Origin of the sequence: Pseudoalteromonas sp. P1-7a, assembly GCF_001401855.1 — a bacterium.
GTDB lineage: Bacteria > Pseudomonadota > Gammaproteobacteria > Enterobacterales > Alteromonadaceae > Pseudoalteromonas.
Window position 1 is genome coordinate 14,458 of the sequence record NZ_LKDU01000007.1, and the last position, 18,960, is coordinate 33,417.

Annotated in this window: 14 protein-coding genes; all 14 read right to left on the reverse strand. The window is 43.0% G+C overall.

The genetic code is table 11. From position 1 onward, the window contains the following. Window positions 1-13: 13 nt before the first annotated feature. The 14 genes from tldD to AN389_RS06840 all read right to left on the reverse strand — a co-directional run bounded on the left by tldD (window position 14) and on the right by AN389_RS06840 (window position 18,958). The gene (gene tldD / locus AN389_RS06775; RefSeq protein WP_055014630.1) at window positions 14-1,453 is read right to left on the reverse strand and encodes a metalloprotease TldD; all 1,440 of its coding nucleotides are present in this window, start codon (window positions 1,451-1,453) and stop codon (window positions 14-16) included. After that, the gene (locus tag AN389_RS06780) at window positions 1,450-2,277 is read right to left on the reverse strand and encodes a carbon-nitrogen hydrolase family protein (protein ID WP_055017760.1); all 828 of its coding nucleotides are present in this window, start codon (window positions 2,275-2,277) and stop codon (window positions 1,450-1,452) included. The genes tldD and AN389_RS06780 overlap by 4 nt, the downstream gene beginning before the upstream one ends. Then, window positions 2,274-6,131 (reverse strand): YhdP family protein, encoded by a 3,858-nt coding sequence (locus tag AN389_RS06785; protein WP_055019495.1) that lies wholly within the window; start codon window positions 6,129-6,131, stop codon window positions 2,274-2,276. Before AN389_RS06785 ends, AN389_RS06780 begins: the two co-directional genes overlap by 4 nt. Then, on the reverse strand, window positions 6,131-7,603 hold the full coding sequence (gene rng, locus AN389_RS06790; protein WP_055014627.1) for a ribonuclease G: 1,473 nt from the start codon (window positions 7,601-7,603) through the stop codon (window positions 6,131-6,133). The genes AN389_RS06785 and rng overlap by 1 nt, the downstream gene beginning before the upstream one ends. Before the next feature lies 1 nt (window position 7,604). Beyond that, complete coding sequence (locus AN389_RS06795) at window positions 7,605-8,174, reverse strand: nucleoside triphosphate pyrophosphatase (RefSeq protein ID WP_055014626.1); 570 nt, start codon at window positions 8,172-8,174, stop codon at window positions 7,605-7,607. Beyond that, window positions 8,174-8,653 carry a rod shape-determining protein MreD gene (mreD, locus tag AN389_RS06800; protein ID WP_004585757.1) on the reverse strand — a complete coding sequence of 160 codons (480 nt, stop codon included), beginning with the start codon at window positions 8,651-8,653 and terminating at the stop codon, window positions 8,174-8,176. Before mreD ends, AN389_RS06795 begins: the two co-directional genes overlap by 1 nt. After that, window positions 8,646-9,488 (reverse strand): rod shape-determining protein MreC, encoded by an 843-nt coding sequence (gene mreC, locus AN389_RS06805; protein WP_024032490.1) that lies wholly within the window; start codon window positions 9,486-9,488, stop codon window positions 8,646-8,648. Before mreC ends, mreD begins: the two co-directional genes overlap by 8 nt. Next, window positions 9,488-10,531 carry a rod shape-determining protein gene (locus tag AN389_RS06810; protein ID WP_002958401.1) on the reverse strand — a complete coding sequence of 348 codons (1,044 nt, stop codon included), beginning with the start codon at window positions 10,529-10,531 and terminating at the stop codon, window positions 9,488-9,490. The genes mreC and AN389_RS06810 overlap by 1 nt, the downstream gene beginning before the upstream one ends. A gap of 136 nt (window positions 10,532-10,667) precedes the next feature. Continuing rightward, entirely contained in the window at window positions 10,668-12,707 is a 2,040-nt protein-coding gene (locus AN389_RS06815) for a formylglycine-generating enzyme family protein (RefSeq protein ID WP_055017762.1), read from the reverse strand. A gap of 176 nt (window positions 12,708-12,883) precedes the next feature. Then, window positions 12,884-16,567 (reverse strand): H-type lectin domain-containing protein, encoded by a 3,684-nt coding sequence (locus AN389_RS06820; protein ID WP_235575957.1) that lies wholly within the window; start codon window positions 16,565-16,567, stop codon window positions 12,884-12,886. Window positions 16,568-16,623: 56 nt separating this feature from the next. After that, complete coding sequence (locus AN389_RS06825) at window positions 16,624-17,109, reverse strand: hypothetical protein (RefSeq protein WP_055014623.1); 486 nt, start codon at window positions 17,107-17,109, stop codon at window positions 16,624-16,626. Further along, window positions 17,099-17,938 carry a type II secretion system protein gene (locus AN389_RS06830; protein WP_055014622.1) on the reverse strand — a complete coding sequence of 280 codons (840 nt, stop codon included), beginning with the start codon at window positions 17,936-17,938 and terminating at the stop codon, window positions 17,099-17,101. The genes AN389_RS06825 and AN389_RS06830 overlap by 11 nt, the downstream gene beginning before the upstream one ends. Beyond that, window positions 17,938-18,480, reverse strand: a complete 543-nt coding sequence (locus AN389_RS06835; protein WP_055014621.1) for a type II secretion system protein — start codon at window positions 18,478-18,480, stop codon at window positions 17,938-17,940. Before AN389_RS06835 ends, AN389_RS06830 begins: the two co-directional genes overlap by 1 nt. Next, window positions 18,467-18,958 (reverse strand): Tfp pilus assembly protein FimT/FimU, encoded by a 492-nt coding sequence (locus AN389_RS06840; protein WP_055017765.1) that lies wholly within the window; start codon window positions 18,956-18,958, stop codon window positions 18,467-18,469. Before AN389_RS06840 ends, AN389_RS06835 begins: the two co-directional genes overlap by 14 nt. Window positions 18,959-18,960 lie beyond the last annotated feature (2 nt).

An 18,960-nucleotide genomic window follows, 5' to 3' on the forward strand; every position in this document is an offset into this window, starting at 1 on the left:
GCGCTTTATTGTTTTATGCGGTGCCACCTACTGTAAGTTGGTCTATTTTAAGGCTTGGTTGACCTACCCCTACAGGAACGCTTTGGCCATCTTTACCACAGACACCTACGCCTTTATCAAGGGCTAAATCGTTGCCTACCATAGAAATATGCTGCATAACCTCTGGGCCATTACCAATTAGCGTTGCGCCTTTAATTGGCTGGGTAATTTTACCGTTTTCAATTAAATACGCCTCTGATGCGCTAAATACAAACTTACCTGACGTAATATCTACTTGGCCGCCGCCAAAGTTTGGTGCAAATACCCCTTTTTTAACTGAGCTGATAATATCGGCTTGGCTATGCTCGCCCCCTAGCATGTAGGTGTTAGTCATACGTGGCATAGGTAAATGCGCATACGACTCACGACGTGCATTACCGGTTGGGTTTACGCCCATTAAACGCGCATTGAGCTTATCTTGCATGTAGCCTTTTAATATACCGTTTTCGATAAGTACGTTATAAGCTGCAGGTGTGCCTTCATCATCAACGTTAAGTGAACCACGGCGATCGGCCATGGTGCCATCATCAACTACAGTACACAGCTCAGACGCTACTTTTTGCCCCACTTTACCGCTAAATGCCGACGCGCCTTTACGGTTAAAGTCGCCTTCAAGACCATGCCCTACCGCTTCGTGTAGCAACACACCTGGCCAACCATTACCAAGTACAACTTCCATTGTGCCAGCCGGTGCATCAATTGCCTCTAGGTTTACTTTAGCCTGGCGTACGGCTTCTTCTGCAAAGCCCATCCAACGTGGCTTGCCTTCAACTAGCTCTTTAAAGTAACCATAATCTAAACGTGCACCGCCCCCTGCGCCACCACGTTCACGGCGACCGTTTTTTTCAAGCAAAACGGAGCAGTTTAAACGAATAAGCGGGCGTATATCAGTAGCAAACGTGCCATCGCTGGCAGCAATTAATACCTCTTCATATACCGCCGACATTGAACTAATTACTTGCTGCGCATCAGGGGCGAGTTCGCGAATGTAGTTTTCAAGCTCACGCAATAAACTGACTTTATCGCTGTCACTCATGCTTGATATTGGCTGATGCGGGGCAAATTGCTCTTTTGCTTTCACATCACTAAATACTTTAATGGTTTTATCTTCGCCTGCATCGGCAATGCTACGAGCCGCCGTTGCGGCTTTGTTTAACGCTTCAAGGTTAATGGCATCAGAGTAAGAAAAACCTGTTTTTTCACCACTAACGGCACGTACACCTACGCCACGCTCTACATTGTAAGAGCCTTCTTTTACTAAGCCATCTTCAAGCACCCATGACTCATGATGGCTTGATTGAAAGTATAAATCGGCGTAATCCACTTTGTGCTGATGAATATACCCGAGCGTTTTTTCGAGTTCTTCTCGATTTAGCTGGCTGTCGTGTAATAAATGCTGTTCAACCGAATTCATAATAAATGCTCTCTAAATCGTTGATGAGATTGCACGGGCATATCTCTTCTAATTTTATTTAATTGGTTTAGGTCGGCGTAACCGCTTATAAACCCTACCCCACTTTTAAGCGTTGCTATTTGCTCGCCCCACGGTGAAATAATAATACTGTGGCCGTATGTTTGGCGGCCATTTTGATGCGTTCCATACTGCGCCGCTGCAATAACGTAACATTGCGTTTCTATTGCACGTGCCCTTAATAAGGGTTGCCAATGTGCTTGCCCGGTAGGGACTGTAAATGCACTGGGCACTAAAATTATTTCTGCCCCTTGGCGTACAACTGCGCTAAATAATCCACTAAAGCGCAAATCATAACACACTGTTAAGCCAATTTTACCAAACGGTGTAGCAACCACTACCACATCGTCGCCTGCCTGGGTAAAGTCTGACTCTCGGTAGCTAGCGGTTTTATCGGCCACATCAACATCAAATAAATGCATTTTATTATACGTGGCTACGCATTCACCTTGGCTATTAAATAAGTGCGAAGCCGCAAAGTATTTATCATTTTTATGTGGCTCGGGGATAGTGCCCGCATTTAACCAAATATTATGCTTTTTACACAATGCACTAAGTTGCTGCTTGTAGTGTGTAATGCGTTTAGCAACCGCTAGCGTATCATAGCCACTTTTACTAAATACTAAAAACGCCTCGGGTAAACACACAAGCATTGGTCTCGTTGCGGGTAGTTTATTTAAGGCATCAGCGAGGGTTGCTAAGTTTTCATCAGGGTTAGTGCCTGAGCACATTTGCAAAGCAACAATATTGGCGTTTAGTGTACTCATTGTGTTGCTGTTACCGCGGCATCTTTAAGCTTGAGCGTACTGGCTGCTTGGGGCTGATTTTGTGCAGCTTGCGGTAAGGTCACTTCTTTACTTTTACGATCAAGCTCTTGCACTACTGGATCGTTCATTTTACCGGTTACTTTAAAGTTAATTTCAGATATCACCCTTGCTGAGTGAATCACTTTATCTAGCGCGAGTGCAGCAAGCCCCGTAACAGGATTAACCATCCAAGCCACAATAACTGGAATGCTGGATGTTACTTGCGGTGCCACTGCTAAATCGTAATCTATTTCAAGGGTGTTTAAATTAGCATAGCCGTTAATCGTTAAATCGGCAGGCACGCCATCCATTTTGGTATTTTTAGTGTAGGCTATGCCTTTATCTAGCTGCATAGAGCCTTGTAAGCTGTTATAAAAAAAGCCTTTTGAGAATACGTCTCTAAAATCGAGTTTTAATTTACGCACTAGCGAGTCAAGGCTAAGTAACGAAAATACGCGCGCGCCCCCATCGCTTATTTCAGCAATGTGACCTTCGCCTAAATCCCATTTAACTTCACCGCCTAAACTTGGTATATCAAAGTCATACGGGGCACCTTGCCAAGCAAGATTATAGTTAATATCGGCTTTAGAATCTTTTATGGCGGTGGTGATATCAAATTCATCAAATAGCGCGCCTATATCGTCACTTTTAAGCTCACCATTAAATTGCGTAAAGCCACCTTGCCATTGCCCTTTGGTACGTAAAATATGATCGCCCTTATCAACCACAAGCTCAGAAATAGTAAGCTTGTCGCCTTCCCCGACCAACGAAGCGCTCACTTTATCAAGCTGGTAATTGGCCACTTTACAATCTGCACATTCAAATTCAATAGCAGGGACTGTGTTAAGCCACGCTAGGTTTTGCTCTGGCAGTACATCGGTGATCTCAAGATTGTCTTCTGCTTTAGGTGCAAAGTTAAGTCTTAAGTAATCGCTATTTATACGTATCGGCTGGCTTGGTTGAGAGCTGGGAATAAACACGCCAGCACGCAGCTCTTTGGCATTAAGCTTTAAATATAAGTCGTTTTGCTGGGGTGCTAAGCGCATTTCAAAATCGTTAAAAATAATGTCGCTAGCATTAACTTTGTCAATATGCGCAACCACTTCATTTAATGGCGGCATAATACCCTTAGACTGCTGGCCAGGCTCCGTTTGAGCAGCTTTAATTATTTGGTCTATTAATTCAAACCATGCTTCGAGTTGCGTTTGTTCAAGATTGATATTAACGCTTAAATCTTTTTGATTTAGCCCTAAATCTTGCTCGCCAAGTACAATATGCATATTACTAAATTGCGGCTGACCGTTTTCTAAAATCGCATTAAAATAGAGCTGCTGATTAGCATTAGCCGTAATAAGATTTGAAATATCATCGCCTTGCACAACGCCCGTTAACGGCCAAACCTGCTCACTTGTTTTGCCATAAGGCGCAGGTAATGTGCTCGTCAAGCCGCGTAGCTCTGAGCTAACCTGAGCGCGATAATTAAAGCCTTGCTCGGTAAAATTAAGGGAAAGGCCTATATCAACTTCACTTTGCCCACTTAGGTACCCTTTCAGCACGCCTTGCGCCTGGGTTGTTAGCGTATCTGCGTTTAACAGCGCCGTTATATCAATATTAGCGGCGTACTGCTGAGCTTCGCTTGCACTATTATAGTTAATGCTAAGCGGCATACCCAACCATGTAGCACTGGCGTTTTGCATGCTAATTGTATCGTTTTCAAAACTAAGCTCGCCGTTTAGTTTTTCAAGCGCAATACCTGGGGCTGCAATATAAACAGGTAAATCGTTTAGTTTAACTTTACCGCTTACACTCGCTCCACCTTTAAATTTAGAGCCAATTAAAAGTGTTACGCTTGCATCAGCTTGACCTTTACCCTGTACCACCTCAAAAATATTAGCCAGAGGGTTTGCAATCGGCGTGGCGGCAAAAAAGTCATGCAGTTTTTCCATTTGCGCGCGTTTATCTATTTGTACAATAAGCTCATCAGCATGCATTAAATCGGCAATACTAACGTGCACGCTATCGCCTACTTCTAAATTAACTAACTGGCCTTGCTGGCTGTAAATATCCATTCGCTCGTTAGCAAAATGCAGTTGCACATTAGCATTACTCACCGCTGGCCACTCAGGGTCAAACGCGTAGGTTGCATCGTCTATTTGCGCAAGTACATCAAACTGGCCGCTGCCATCAGTAAAAGGAAAGCCAGATAACGGGCCTGCAAATAATACTTGCGCTTTAGCTACTTCGCCCCCTTTTATTGCGCCGTTTAAGTAGCTTACAAGTTGAGAGCTCATAGCCTTTAAAGGAAAGTAGTGACCGGCTACTGTTGCATCCTCTGCATAGGCTTCTGCGTAAAGATCTAAACGCGGATCGTCGCTAAGGCTTAGATTAAGCTCCGCAGCTAAAGTAACTTCGTTATTATCAAACCAAATATTATTACTGCTTACAGACCAGTAATTATCTGTTTTTGCTAAATCCAGATCGATATTAATTTGGTTGTAATCAATGTTTTTACTGAAACTATCGCCGGTTATTAAAGTGCCGTTTTCGCCAAATAGCTGCACTCGCCCACGCTGCTGATTTATAAGCCCCGAGACTCTAAGTGCCTGCGCTGCGGGAATACCAGAGACTTCTTGCCAGCCAATTTTATTAGCTGAAAACCATAACTGCCATTGCTCATCAGGATTAAGTTCTAGGTAGGCTTGATCGATGAAACCACTTGGTTTGCGGTTTAAAAGTGGCTGTAATGCTTCAAAATTAGTTAACGACGCCAAGTTACTCAGTAAAGAAAGATCAACCTGCTGCAGCCACACCTTATTTTGCTTACCTAAGTTTGCCTCAAATTCTAGACTGGGCCAGGTTGTGTCGTTATTACTAAATGTCAGACCCGTGCTTTTTAAGTGCCAAGCATTTGCCTCAGGAAATAAATGAAATCCCCCTTCGCTTAAGCTCACTTGCTTGGCTTGCTGGTTATTTTGCCAGTGCACAAAACTCGGTAACCACTGCATTTTTACATCGCTGATAAACCCATTTTCGAGCTTAAGCCAAGACTTTAAGTTTATGTCGGTGTAAAGCTGTTGTTTTTCAGTATTAATATATTGCGCTAACCAGTTAGATACATCTACGCTATTTGCTTGTACGTAAATATCACCTGCAATCTGCTCTATAGTTTTGCCACTAAGCGCGATACGTGCGTCAAAGCTACCCACACTAATACCTGGCAAAGCCAGGCTGCCGCTGCCTAAGTGTTGTTCATCTTGGTTTTGCCATACTATGTTTTCGAGTAATAATTTACGCTCTCTACCATCTTCTAAAATAAAATTAATACTCGAATTTTCAATAGCGAAATGCCCTGTATCTCCTAAAAACAACTCTTCAATTAACTCTTTTTGCTCAAACGAGACGTCATCGTTGTTGGTGTTATTAAATAAATTTTGAATATTTACACTGGTATGAAAGCCATTAATAACAAAATAATTAGACTTTACCTGAAAGGCTTTAATGCTCTCCCATAAGTTAAGTTCTAGGCTTGTTTTGGCAATAGTAAGCGATATGGGCGCTGTTTCGTTATCCTTAAAGGACAGATCTTCTAATACCAAGGCTGGGCCTGCGCCATGCCAGCTGGCAGAGATTGCGCCTATAGAAAGACTAATGGCAAATTTATCGTGCAGGTAGGTTTCTATGTCGCCTTTGTAGTCGTTTGCATAAGGTAAGGTGTACTTTAAAATAGAAACAATTACGGCCAGTAATACTAAAATTATGGCGCAGGTTTGCCATAACTTTCTAAAACAAAAAAAACAGACCGCTTTTGTTTTCATTACATCATTACCACATCAAACTGCTCTTGGCTGTATAGGCTCTCTGTTTGGATATTGACCTGTTTACCAATGAATAGTTCAAGTTCGGCTAGGTTATGGTACTCATCGTTGAGTAAGGCTTCACTTACTGCAGGCGCTGCATACACCATAAATTTATCGGCATCATAGGCACGGTTAACACGCACTATTTCGCGCAGTATTTCATAGCATACGGTTTCAACTGTTTTTTGTGAGCCACGCCCAGAGCAAGCAGGACATACATCACACAGAATATGCTCAAGGCTTTCGCGAGTGCGCTTTCGGGTCATTTCTACTAGTCCTAATGCGCTTAAGCCATTTATGTTGGCTTTTGCACGGTCTTTTGATAACGCCGATTCTAGTGAATGTAATACTCTGCGTTTGTGATCTTCGCTGATCATATCGATAAAATCGATAATAATAATACCACCTAAGTTACGCAGTCGTAGCTGCCTAGCAATGGCTGATGTGGCCTCTACATTGGTGTTAAAAATAGTTTCTTCTAAATTACGATGCCCTACAAATGCGCCGGTATTTACATCAACTGTGGTCATCGCTTCGGTTTGGTCGATAATTAAATACCCCCCCGACTTGAGCGTAACCTTGCGGTGCAATGCTTTTTGAATTTCGGTTTCAACGTCAAATAAATCAAAAATAGGACGCTCACCAGGGTAGTACTCAAGTGCCTGCGAAAGCAAAGGTACAAATTCTTCAGTAAACAATTTTAGTTCTTGGTAGGTTAGCTTAGAGTCAACTCTTATGCGCTCCATATCCTCACCTACGTAGTCACGAAGAGTTCTAAATGCAAGCGTTAAGTCTTCATGTAATATACTGGCTTTATTAGTTTTTTGACGACGGGATACAATTTTTTGCCACAGTTTTTGTAAAAATTCAGCATCGTGTCTTAGCTCCGCTTCACTGGCCCCTTCAGCTGCAGTACGGACAATAAAGCTACCGTTGTCGTCGCCGTATTCTGCCACTATTTTTTTAAGCCGCGCACGTTCTTCTTCAGTTTCGATGCGTTGGCTTACACCTACATGCGTTGCATCTGGCATAAACACTAAATAGCGAGAAGGAATAGTGATATCGGTGGTAAGCCTGGCCCCTTTTGTACCTAGTGGATCTTTAACCACTTGCACCATAATGTATTGGCCTTGGCGTACTAGCTCACGTATGTCTTGAACCTTTTTAATTGGCTCGTCATCTACACCCTCAACGATAGAGGCGCTATTAACTATGTCTGATGCATGCAAAAAAGCAGCTTTTTCTAGGCCTATATCAACAAAAGCTGCTTGCATGCCTGGCAATACGCGGCTTATTTTTCCTAAGTATATGTTGCCAACAATTCCTAGGTTACCTATGCGCTCTAGTTGAATTTCTTGTAATACACCGTTTTCGATTAGGGCAACACGGCTTTCACTTGGCGTGACATTTATTAGTAATTCTGTACTCATGTTACCTTCTTAAGAATGCTTGTAATAATTGTTCGGTCTCGTATAAAGGTAAGCCTACAACAGCAAAATAGCTACCCGCAATGTGTGTAACAAAGCGACCACCTAAGCCTTGAATGCCATAACCGCCGGCTTTATCTTGTGGCTCACCAGATTCCCAATAGGCATTTATTTCTTCATCGCTGAGGGTTTTAAACGTTACATCGGTACTTACTACACAACTCAGTACATCTGTTTGTGTAGCAAAAGCAACCGCCGTTAGCACTTGATGTGTATTACCAGATAAACGTTTAAGCGTTGTAATAAAATCGTTTTTGTCGCGTGGTTTACCCAGCGATTCGTTATCAATAACAACTACAGTATCACTACCCAGCACTGGGCGGTCTGTGTAACCAAGCGCTACGCCTGTTTGCGCTTTTAAGCGGGCTAAGCGCTCAACCAATGCATGAGGCTGCTCATTTGCAAGTGGGGTTTCGTCTGCATCTACACTAAATTGTTCAAACTCAATGCCTAACTGACTCAATAACTCTTTACGTCGAGGGGAAGCCGATGCCAAATATACTGCGGTTGTCATTACCTGATCCTAAAATGTCTACGGTATTTTCGAAGAAGTAAAAAGACCCAAAACCAACTAACCATACCGGTTGCCACTGGCCACAGGTATTGTGGATTAAAGTAAACACCTAATAAAAAGTGGTTTAGCCAAAATTGCATTAAGTGATACAAGGTTAAAAATAAACCCACTAATAAGCTTTGTTGCCAAAGCGAGAAGTTACGTATTTTTTGAAAGTTACTTGCAGTCACGAATATGCAAATAGAATACGTGAGTGAGTTTACTCCTAATGGCGAGCCTAAGGCTAAGTCCATTAATAAGCCAACAACCCACGCGGTACCAATATTTAATCTATGTGGCACTGCCAGCGACCAGTACATTAATACCAGTAACACCCAGTCGGGTCTGAAGGGTTCAAACGAAAAAGGCAATGGCATTAATGCCATAATTAAAGCAAAAAAGATGCTTAGGGCAATTAACAATGAATAACGATTAATCATCGCTGATTTGCTCCTGTTGATTGCGCCATAAAATAACCAACAATCGAATGCGGTCTAGCTGTGCAATTGGCTCGGCAAACACTTGGGCAAATGGGCGTCCTTCATCACGGTTTATCTCGGTGACAACCGCCACCGGATACCCTTCTGGAAACGTACCGCCAAGTCCTGAGGTCACAAGTACATCGCCAATGCGAACATCAAGGCTATGAGGTACATGCGAAAGCTTTACAACGTTAATTTTACCTATGCCTTCAACTACAGTGCGTACGTCGTTTCGTAATATACGTACCGGCGTGGCATGGGTTGTGTCGGTCATGAGTAATACGCGTGATGTGGTAGAGCCTACTTTTGTTAACTGGCCAACAACCCCCATTTCATCAATTACCGCTTGGCCTTCGCTTAGGCCGTCGGTGGTACCGCGGTTAATAACTACTTGATGACTATAAGGGTTTGAATGTACAGAAAGCACCTGGGCTATTTTTTTACGATTAGATTGCTTAGCCGATGAGCCAAGTAACGCGCGTAGCTTTTGGTTTTCGCGAGCTAAAAATTGGTATTGCTGCAATTGCTCGCTTTGTAGCATTTGCTTTTTTTTCAGTGCTTCGTTTTCGCTCAGTAGCTGGTCGCGAGTGTGTAGGCTTTTAGCGCCTAAGCTAAATATTTCGTAAGGTAGGTTGGCAACGTAAATTAATGGGCTGACAAGTGTATTAAGGCTTGTACGCACAACCGTGCCGCCTTGTGTAAACTTATCGCCCGCAATGAGCACTATGCTCAAAAGCACTGCGACAAAAAGTCGCAGTTGCAAAGAGATGGTTTGTCCAAACAGTAATTTCATTAATCGTAACTAAAAACGTCACCACCATGAACATCAATCATTTCAAGTGCTTTACCGCCGCCACGTGCTACACACGTAAGTGGGTCGTCGGCAACAACCACAGGAATGCCTGTTTCTTCCATTAATAAACGATCTAAATCTTTTAATAGCGCACCACCGCCCGTCAAAACCATACCGTGAGCTGAAATATCTGATGCAAGTTCAGGTGGAGACTGCTCCAGTGCAACCATTACGGCACTTACAATGCCCATTAGTGGCTCTTGGAGCGCTTCTAAAATTTCGTGCGAGTTAAGCGTAAACGAGCGAGGTACACCTTCGGCTAAGTTACGACCGCGTACTTCAATTTCAATTGGCTCGTCTGTTTTAAACGCAGAACCAATTTGATGCTTGATATTTTCAGCCGTTGCTTCACCTATTAGGCTGCCAAAGTTACGGCGCACATAATTAATAATGGCTTCATCAAACTTATCGCCACCAATACGCACAGACGATGAGTAAACAACCCCATTTAATGAAATAATAGCCACTTCGGTAGTACCACCACCAATATCAACAACCATAGAGCCGGTTGCTTCTGATACGGGTAGTCCTGCACCGATTGCTGCGGCCATTGGCTCTTCAATTAGGTACACTTCACGCGCGCCAGCACCCATTGCTGATTCGCGGATTGCGCGCTTTTCTACTTGGGTAGCACCGCACGGTACACAAATAAGTACACGCGGGCTTGGGCGCATAAAGTTATTGTTGTGCACTTGTTTTATAAAATGCTGTAACATTTTTTCGGTTACATAAAAGTCGGCTATTACGCCATCTTTCATTGGGCGAATCGCTTTAATATTACCCGGTGTACGCCCTAGCATTTGTTTGGCTTCTGTACCCACAGAAGCGACACTTTTAGGTCCACCAGCGCGTTCTTGACGAATAGCGACTACTGAAGGTTCGTTAAGTACGATCCCTTCTTCTTTTACATAAATAAGGGTATTGGCTGTACCCAAGTCGATCGATAGATCGTTTGAAAAAATACCACGGAGTTTTTTAAACATGAGGCTGGATGACCTTTGAAATACGTTCTTATGTTAGCTGCACTCACTTTAACATGCCTAATTAGATGAGCAATATAAAGCGCAACTACCTTTGTTAATTTGTGAAAAAAGGAAGCTAGGCTTCCTTGGTTAAATGCTATCGTTCGCGGACTAAGCGAAAGCCAATGTAGTTAGATCTAAAATCTGGCGCTAAAATTAATCGTGTTGAAGCACGTGCAAGGCTAGGCGCAAAGTTCCACGCACCGCCTCTTACTGCCACATCAGATTCACCTGACTCTTTAGCAGTCCATTCCCACACATTGCCTACGGTGTCGTATAATCCAAATGCGTTAGGAGAAAAAGAACCTACCGGTGCTGCACGTTTGTTTGACCATTCGCTACCACACCAACCACAGTTAGCTAAGTTTTTACCTATTTCGTTACCCCAAGGGTATTCTGTTTCTGTCCCTGCGCGAGCAGCGTATTCCCATTCAACCTCATTAGGTAAACGGTATTGCTGTCCGGTTTCACCAGAAAGCCATTCTGCATACGCTTTCGCGTCATTAAATGTTAAACACACAGCAGGAAAATCACTACTTTGCTCAAAACCTGGGTTACGCCAGTTTAAATTAGCTTCCCATACGGGTTCGCCATTTAAATAATACGCACAGCCTTTGCTTTGCTCTGCTTGTGTTTTATAACCGGTGCTGGCAACAAACGCTTCATAGGCACCTACGGTTACCTCTTTGGTTTGCATAGCAAATGAACTGGCTATTACTTTTTCAATAACAGGGCGCTCATTTGCTAAACCATTGCCGTTAATATCGCCCATTTTAAATTTACCCGCGGGCACAACTACAACATCGTTTTGTACATTCGTAGCACGGTTAGTGCTTGCTGTACGTGTTACAGGCTTTGGTTGCTCGCGAGTGTAAGCCGGTGCAGCAATCGACTCAGACTTTTTTACTAAGTTAGCATGAATAGTCTGTGCTTTAGTTAGATCAACTCTTACTTTGTAAGGCTTATAACCTAGTTTACGTATTTCTATGTTGTGCACACCACGCGGCAAACGTGTAACTAAACGCGTAGAACCAAAACTCACCCCGTCAATAAACACTTCATCATCGTAAACATTTGAACGTAAAGTCAGCTCAACTTGCTGATTTTGTTCTTTATTTAAAATTGATGGATAGTTTTTTTTTGTAGGTGCAGCGTTAACTGAATAATCGCGCACAGGCTGTTTATTCAATCGCGATACAGACACAGTGTCGGTATTATCCGCGGTGTTGCTGAATGTTAACTGACTATCAGAGTAAGTTGCGCCATAACCTGGTTGATACGTTGTTGCCAGTGGTGAGCCATATTCAGAACAATAACGATTATCTACACTTAGTAAGTTACATAAGCGGCTGCTGTTTACTTCGCCACGCATTGTTACGCTTAAGTTAACGTTATAATTACCTTGTCCGCTAAATGCACTATTAACCACATGGCTACTTAAAATTTGTACTTGCGCGCCTGCCATGTTGCGTTTTGGTTCAACAATGCGCTCTTCTGTTAAATTAGCAAATATTTGATCAACAAAACGCTTAGTCGCTTTTTGTAAGCCCATTTGCTGGCCGCGTTGCTCACAGGCTGCGAGCGTTTCGGTACGCTTACAGTTAATTGTGTGGTTTACTTCAAGTGTCCCTTCACGGGTAAACTCATTACGTAAACGTTCAACTCGGGCTGTGGTTAATTGCTCTTTTAAGCTCTCTAGCGTATTTAAAAGTGTATGTTTTGCAACACGAATTTGCTCGATATCTTTACGGTGAGATGCAATTGCCGCCAACTGCATTGAGATGTCGTCTTTGTTTTGCTTATGATCAACCACGGCTTTTTGATAGCGCGATTGGGCGGCGCTAATATCAAGCGTAGGGTCATCAATCATGCGGCGATACATTTCGTTCATCGCATCAAGTGCTTGGTTTTTCTCTTTGTCTAGCTCTGTAGAGCGAGAGCGAAGTAGTTCAAGTTGGTTTTGTAACTGACTTTCTTCTTTTAAGTGTTTTTCGAGTATTTGTGTCGAGTTATCGTATTCTGTTTGTTTAATACTAATCTCTGATTCAATTCCGGTTACTGTTGCTGTGTCTTGTGCAAATGCACTACTAGCTAACAAACTAGCGGAAATTAACAGAGATAAAGGAGCAATTCGCATATATTCCAGTCCCAAAAAGCGGCAATTATTTGGTCGTTATTATTGTTTATTAGAGTGTACTCACTTTTGAAAGCTGAGCAATTTTCAACCATCAAAAATCAATACACCCAATGCCTTATGCTATGTACTTGAAGCACAAAACACAAGCTTTGTTCAATTATTATCTTAGTTTACAACTATTCTCTTGTTTCACGCCAGTAAATAACCCGATCATTTCCTCTAAAGCGGCCAAATTGCAAAATAGCATGGGGATTTTGCTGTGAGTTATCGCCAAGCCAATCCCACTTTAACCAGTTTTCGGTTTCGTATTCTAATGTAAATGTACCACTACCATTTGGTGTAGCATAAATTGCATTGTTTGTAGGGTAGCTGCCAGCCTCTAATGCACCTGCTCCTCCTGCGCTATATTCATAGCTTAATATTGGCGTTGATGGCGATATTTGCGATAACTGCGGGTGCTCAAATACGCTGCAGTTATCTTCGGTATTTAATACAAACTCGGTTCCATTAAAATACTGAGCCTGCATAGGTACGCGTAAGGGATCTAAATCTGAACCAACATTGTTTCCTAACACTAAACGTCCAAATCTAAAATCTATTGGTACATCATTTAAACGTACACTATTGCACTCGTTACCACTGCAGCTGGTTTGCGTGTTCGGTTCATCATTTGCATCGATTAATGTTGCGCCTTCTGTATTAGTGACAGTGGCCATTAAATTAACCATAGTAAATGGACCGTCGGGGTTATTTATGCCTAATCGCGTTAACATGGCTGTGCTGTCACTCATTTGCCACTGTCCATCAGTTAAGGTGTTCCAACTATTACTCGTTATATTGGCTAACCTGCTGGTTAACGTTGATGCGGGTACATAATTTCCGGTCTGATTGTTTTCGGCATTTATTTGTACTTGAGCTTTTTCAAAACCTTGCTTGTAATTCGCCATTAGCTGGTTGTTATGATTAAGTGCTTGCAGAGTAAAGCCAAGTTCAAATGGCTGATCTAAATACGTTAGATTACTACCTAGTTGTGTACACTGCGCAGCAGCTTGAGCACCTAATACCTGATAGTGTGACGGCGCAAACCGGCCTACGTTGTTTAACTGCCCTTTTACATCGCCCACCCCAAAATAATCGCCATCTTGTAAACCCGCAAACACGTTTATAATACCTACTTGGTCATAAGCGTACTGCGATATGGATTCACTCAAGCTTCCCGTATCAGCAAACGCATTAGTATTTAGCGCTTCAATTTGCCCCTCATTACCAGAGCTCGGTAATACTAAGCTATGTGTTACTGTAGGGGACTCACTAATGAAGTGTTTGGCAATGGGGTTGCTATGAATAGCGCTGTAGTTATCTGGTATGCCATCGTTGTTATTGTCTTGCCCTGCTCGCCACTGTACTGCATTCATTTTTAAATCAAATGACTCACCTGTTAATCTAAATAAACTATCGCTTGCTGTTTGAGCATAGCCGTCACTTGCAACTTGCATTGCTAATCCAAAGGGCTTAACTACATATTCGTTAGAACTACCGGTTAATCTTTTTGATAGATTAGTTATTGGGTCTAATACAATTGTTGCCCGTGCATTTAAACTTAATTTAGCGGCATCAGGGTAGTTAATAGCAATAGGCGCTTTTGAGTCTTGATCGAAGGTGAGCGAAAAGGTTTGATATGCTTGCTGCACACTATACGTATTGGCATTATTACTCAGTTGTACTGGGCCTGAACATATAGCGCCGGCGCTGCAGGTATACGCTAAATCTAAATCAACTTGACCACCTGCAGGGAACGCGGCTTCGCATACGCCTGTGGTAGTATTTGTTTTAACCGCTTGAATAGATAACTCGGCGGCATTAAAACCTTGGCTAGAGGGTTTACCAGATAATTGAGTGGGGATACTCGCTGTATTGGCTGTGTCGTTATTAAAAATAAACCCCGCATCAGAAAAAACCACTTTGCACCCGCCCAGTCCTACGTTATTGCCATTAATATAACAACGCAGCGGTGCTGATGGGTCGGCGGTATTATAACCAAGCGTTACGGTACCGGTGGTGCGCTTTGCGAGGGCCACTGTGGCAGAGCCTGTAAAGGTAATATTTTCACCGCTTACCCAGCTTTGTTGACCATTGTTATCGGGAGAAAGGTCAAGGGCAGAAGGTTCATCATAGAGTAAATCACATGCATCGTTTGCACAGGCGGTTAACGTCATTTCTTTTGCTTGGCAGGTTAAACCTTGGTTATCACTCATTGATATGCGGTAGTGATCAAGCAAAACCGGCGTAAAAATACCGCAAAATCCAGGAATACTCTCAGGGACCTCTAGCGCATCAAACGTAGAGCTGCCCTCGGTTATTACTTGTGTTGCAGCAGTTATTGAGCCTTGGTAAGTAACATTTTGGGCAATTCTTACCTCCCCCGTTGCGACGATATATGCAGCAATATTTGCATCGGCGGCAATGGCAACATCACCATCTACGTATATGGCTAAATACGCCCCTTCTTCAACCGCTATATTTGTTTTACCTATGTTTAAAAATGCGCTAGAAATTAGCGATGTCGTATCTTTTAAAAAGATACGGGTGGGCGCTGTTACCTTGTAATCATCTTCTAATAAGTTAAGTGTTAGTTCGTCATAAAAATAATCGCCAGCTAGCATTATAGGCACATCACCGGTAGAGCTTCCATCGTTTGTGACCGTGGGGACTTGCGCAGCTTGATTTGGCTCTAGGGAGTTATACCCAGTTGCCACACAGCCTTGGCCATTACATAGAGGTGGGTTAGTTAGCGCCGTTGATATTAAATTAGTGGTAGTAATAAATTGGGCATTGCTATCGGTTATTTCCACGCCTTGAACAAGCTGCACTTGTCCATCATTGTAGGTAGAAATAGCGCCAGGAAATAAAGTATCGCAATCTAAAATGTCACCATTAAATACAAACGTACTGGTCATGGCCAATATAGAGGCTTCTTCCTTTACGTGGTTACGCTCTCTATCGCCATCACGGTCCTCATCGACAACCAACCCTAACCTATCCGCTCTTAAATTACAGCTACGCAACCATCCACCATCGTCCTCAAGCCGGGAGTTCTTACTTGCCACTACCAGCGGCGCTTCGCTAAAGTTATTGTTAAAATTAAAGTAATTACATCCATCACTCCAGCCATCAACTTCGAACCCTGTAAAGAAAGTTTCCCACAACACTTCGACCCCGTTGTCATCAGTAAAGGTGCGATTGCTGCCAGGCTCTACGGCCATGTAGGCCACAGTTTCACTTTGAATAACACCTAATGCGGTTTCGGAGGCCTCTAACGCTATATTTACTCCACCTGTAGATAAAGAACCGCTTTGTACGGCAACCGTTAAAAAGGGCACAAGCGCTTGAGATGGCGGGTTACTATCTAAACTATTAAGTGTTTGTAACGAGTGAAAAAAGTTGGGTCTAACAGTAAATGGTTTATCAAAAGTCAGGGCTTTATAACCTTTCGGTGTGATGGGGGCAAATCCCGACTTAGCACCATATTGCAGCTCAAGGCGTAGGTCGGTGCTCCCTACTTCCATAATGGTACCATCAGGAAATTCATGCACTCCGTATTCTACCGCTAAATAATGCGCGCCCATGGTTATATGCTCGCCATCTTCTCCTGATGGCTCGAGGGGAAGTGCCTCAAACCCTGTGGTTGTTACATTGCGTATTCTCACTATAGCGGGGTTACCGCCTTGATTAGTTGACAACATAAATACCGCAGGCGGTGTTATATATTGCTGCTGAAAGTTTATTTTTGTCCAAATGGGTGAAGTGTAAGTGTCTTGTAACTCTATAAATCGCCCTTCAATTTTTGGCGGTACAGCCATAGCGTATCGGCTTAGTAGCAAACTTATTAAACATAAAATACAGAGGGTATATTTGCTCATGGTAATGTTTTAGCCTCCACACTTAGAGTACGTTGGGTTTGCCAATATTCTTTTTGACACGCTGCACCGGCAGCACAGTCATTGGCGGCGCACGTTGCTGAGCTTTGTAAATAGTAAATATTAACCGTGCCAGAGCGGGTGCTACTATCGGGCAAGTCGATATATTCACTACAACTCAATTCAACCTCACAGTTGGCTAAATAGAGGGTGCTAAAATTCCTATTAGTGGTTACAGCACTGCATGTTTGTGCTGTGCTATTTAGTGCAAAAATTTCACTTAAACCAGTTTCTAACCCGCTTTGCGCTGCCATATAAGCACGCGCGCCGTAATACTCAATGGTATTTTGTTGCGACGCCCCCGATAACACTTTTGAAAGTGCCAGCCCCAGTGCCAGCATAGTGACGATGATCACCAATGTAATTATGAGCAAATTGCCTTGCTGTTTTTTAGCTAAAGTGATGTTTTTTATCTTAGGGAACATTAGGCACATGCACCTCATGGCTAATACTTATTTGTTCGGTGTCGTTAAACCCCATTTGCGCAAACACATTAACAACCGCGCTGCGCTGCAGTGTAACCTCACTCAATATAAAAAAGGCGCTGCTCGTTAAGTCATTTGAAATATAATTACTCATTAAATCGCGTTTAACGCCGGAGCTAACCTGTAAGCTGGCAGCGTTTAATTGGCTTGTAGTAAAGCCGTAATTGCTATAGCGATACAGTGAATTGCCCTCTACACAAAAGCTAACGGGCTGATCTAATAAATAAAGGCGCTTACTCGGTGACTCTTGAGCAAATGCTTTGCTAAATTGCCATGTATCGAGCTCACCTGTAACAGCGCTATAGCCGATGACTTTTAAACGCTTGTTTTGACTTTCATCGTATATATCGCTGCTATTTAATGGGTAGACACTTGCCCAATCGTTTATTTGTGGCTCAGTTAAATTATTAAGTGCAAAATTCACGGCGGTAATCTCAAAAGGAGCGCTAGTGGGTAAATAACCGGTATAGTGAGTGGCAGATAAAAATGGTGTAAATTCTAAACATTGCTGCGTGCTACACGCTCCATTGCTGGCGTTGTCGCAATTTAAGCGCAACGAATTAGGGGTTGCGTGGCGAAGCTCTTTACTTAATCGGGTTAAAATAAAGCGACTTTGCGCCACCGCTTCTTGGCGCTTTACACCTTGGCTATAAATATTAAATCCAGCGCTGATAAACGAAAATGACGCCACGGCTAAAATGCCAATAATTACTATGACAAGTAATAGCTCAACTAAGGTAAAACCCTGTTTTTGCTCTGCTCTATTCATTAATAATTACCTTTGTATGCACTAAAGCCGTACACTTGCCCCAAGGGTGAGGTTACTTCAATGGTAATTCGTTTAAAGGCAACGCCATCGTTATTGGTTGCCTCGTTTAGGTCGCTGTCGTATTGCACCTTCACAGCCAGTGAAAAATCGCTGTATTGCGCTAATGTATTCCCTAAACTATCACTAATAGGCTGCCCGGTGAGCGCAATATAATCATCAACATCGTTAAAATTTGTCCGTGTTTCTCCACTGTCTGCACCCAGTTCAGAGCTAGTACTACAAGGCTGTGCACCTAAGCTGGTCTCAGAGCAGCGCCTAAATGGTGGCGAACGTTCGCTATGTTCATCAAATGATTTAGCTAATATTTCGTTCATTAATGCTTGCCCAAGCTCTGACGCTCTCAGCGCGACAATAGGCTCAGCGCTTTGCTTTGCTTGCGGTGCTATAAGCGCTGTAATAATGCTTAGCGCAATAGCAAACATGACAATGGCTATAATCAGTTCTATTAAGGTAAAGCCTATTTGCTTTTTAGGGGCAGGCATAAATAAGCCCTTCACCGCTAATGCATACAGCTGCAAGGCCGAGATCAATTTTACAAAACACTGCGCAATTTTGATCAGCCCTTCCAAGTGGATCAAAGTTTATTTGCGAAAACGTATTGCCATTGCTATCTAAAGCATTAAAACGTACGTCACTACGCCCAGTGTTTATTTCGACAACTAAATGCTCGCTATTTTTGGTACTTGGGCCGCCCGCACAGGTTTCTGGCTCTGGCCCCGCAACCAAGGTAGGTGAAATATACAGTTTGTGGCAGCTGCTTGTTGCAGTATTTTGCATTGCACGTAATTGTACGGTGCGCAGGGCATTTAATACCCTATCTCTGTATGAGTATGCTTGCTCTGTTGAACTGCCCAGAAACTTGGGCACTGCCGTTACCGACAGTATGCCCAAAATAACTAAGGTAATAATTAGTTCAACAAGGGTGAAGCCACGCAATCGTTGATTACTACTGCTATTCATTT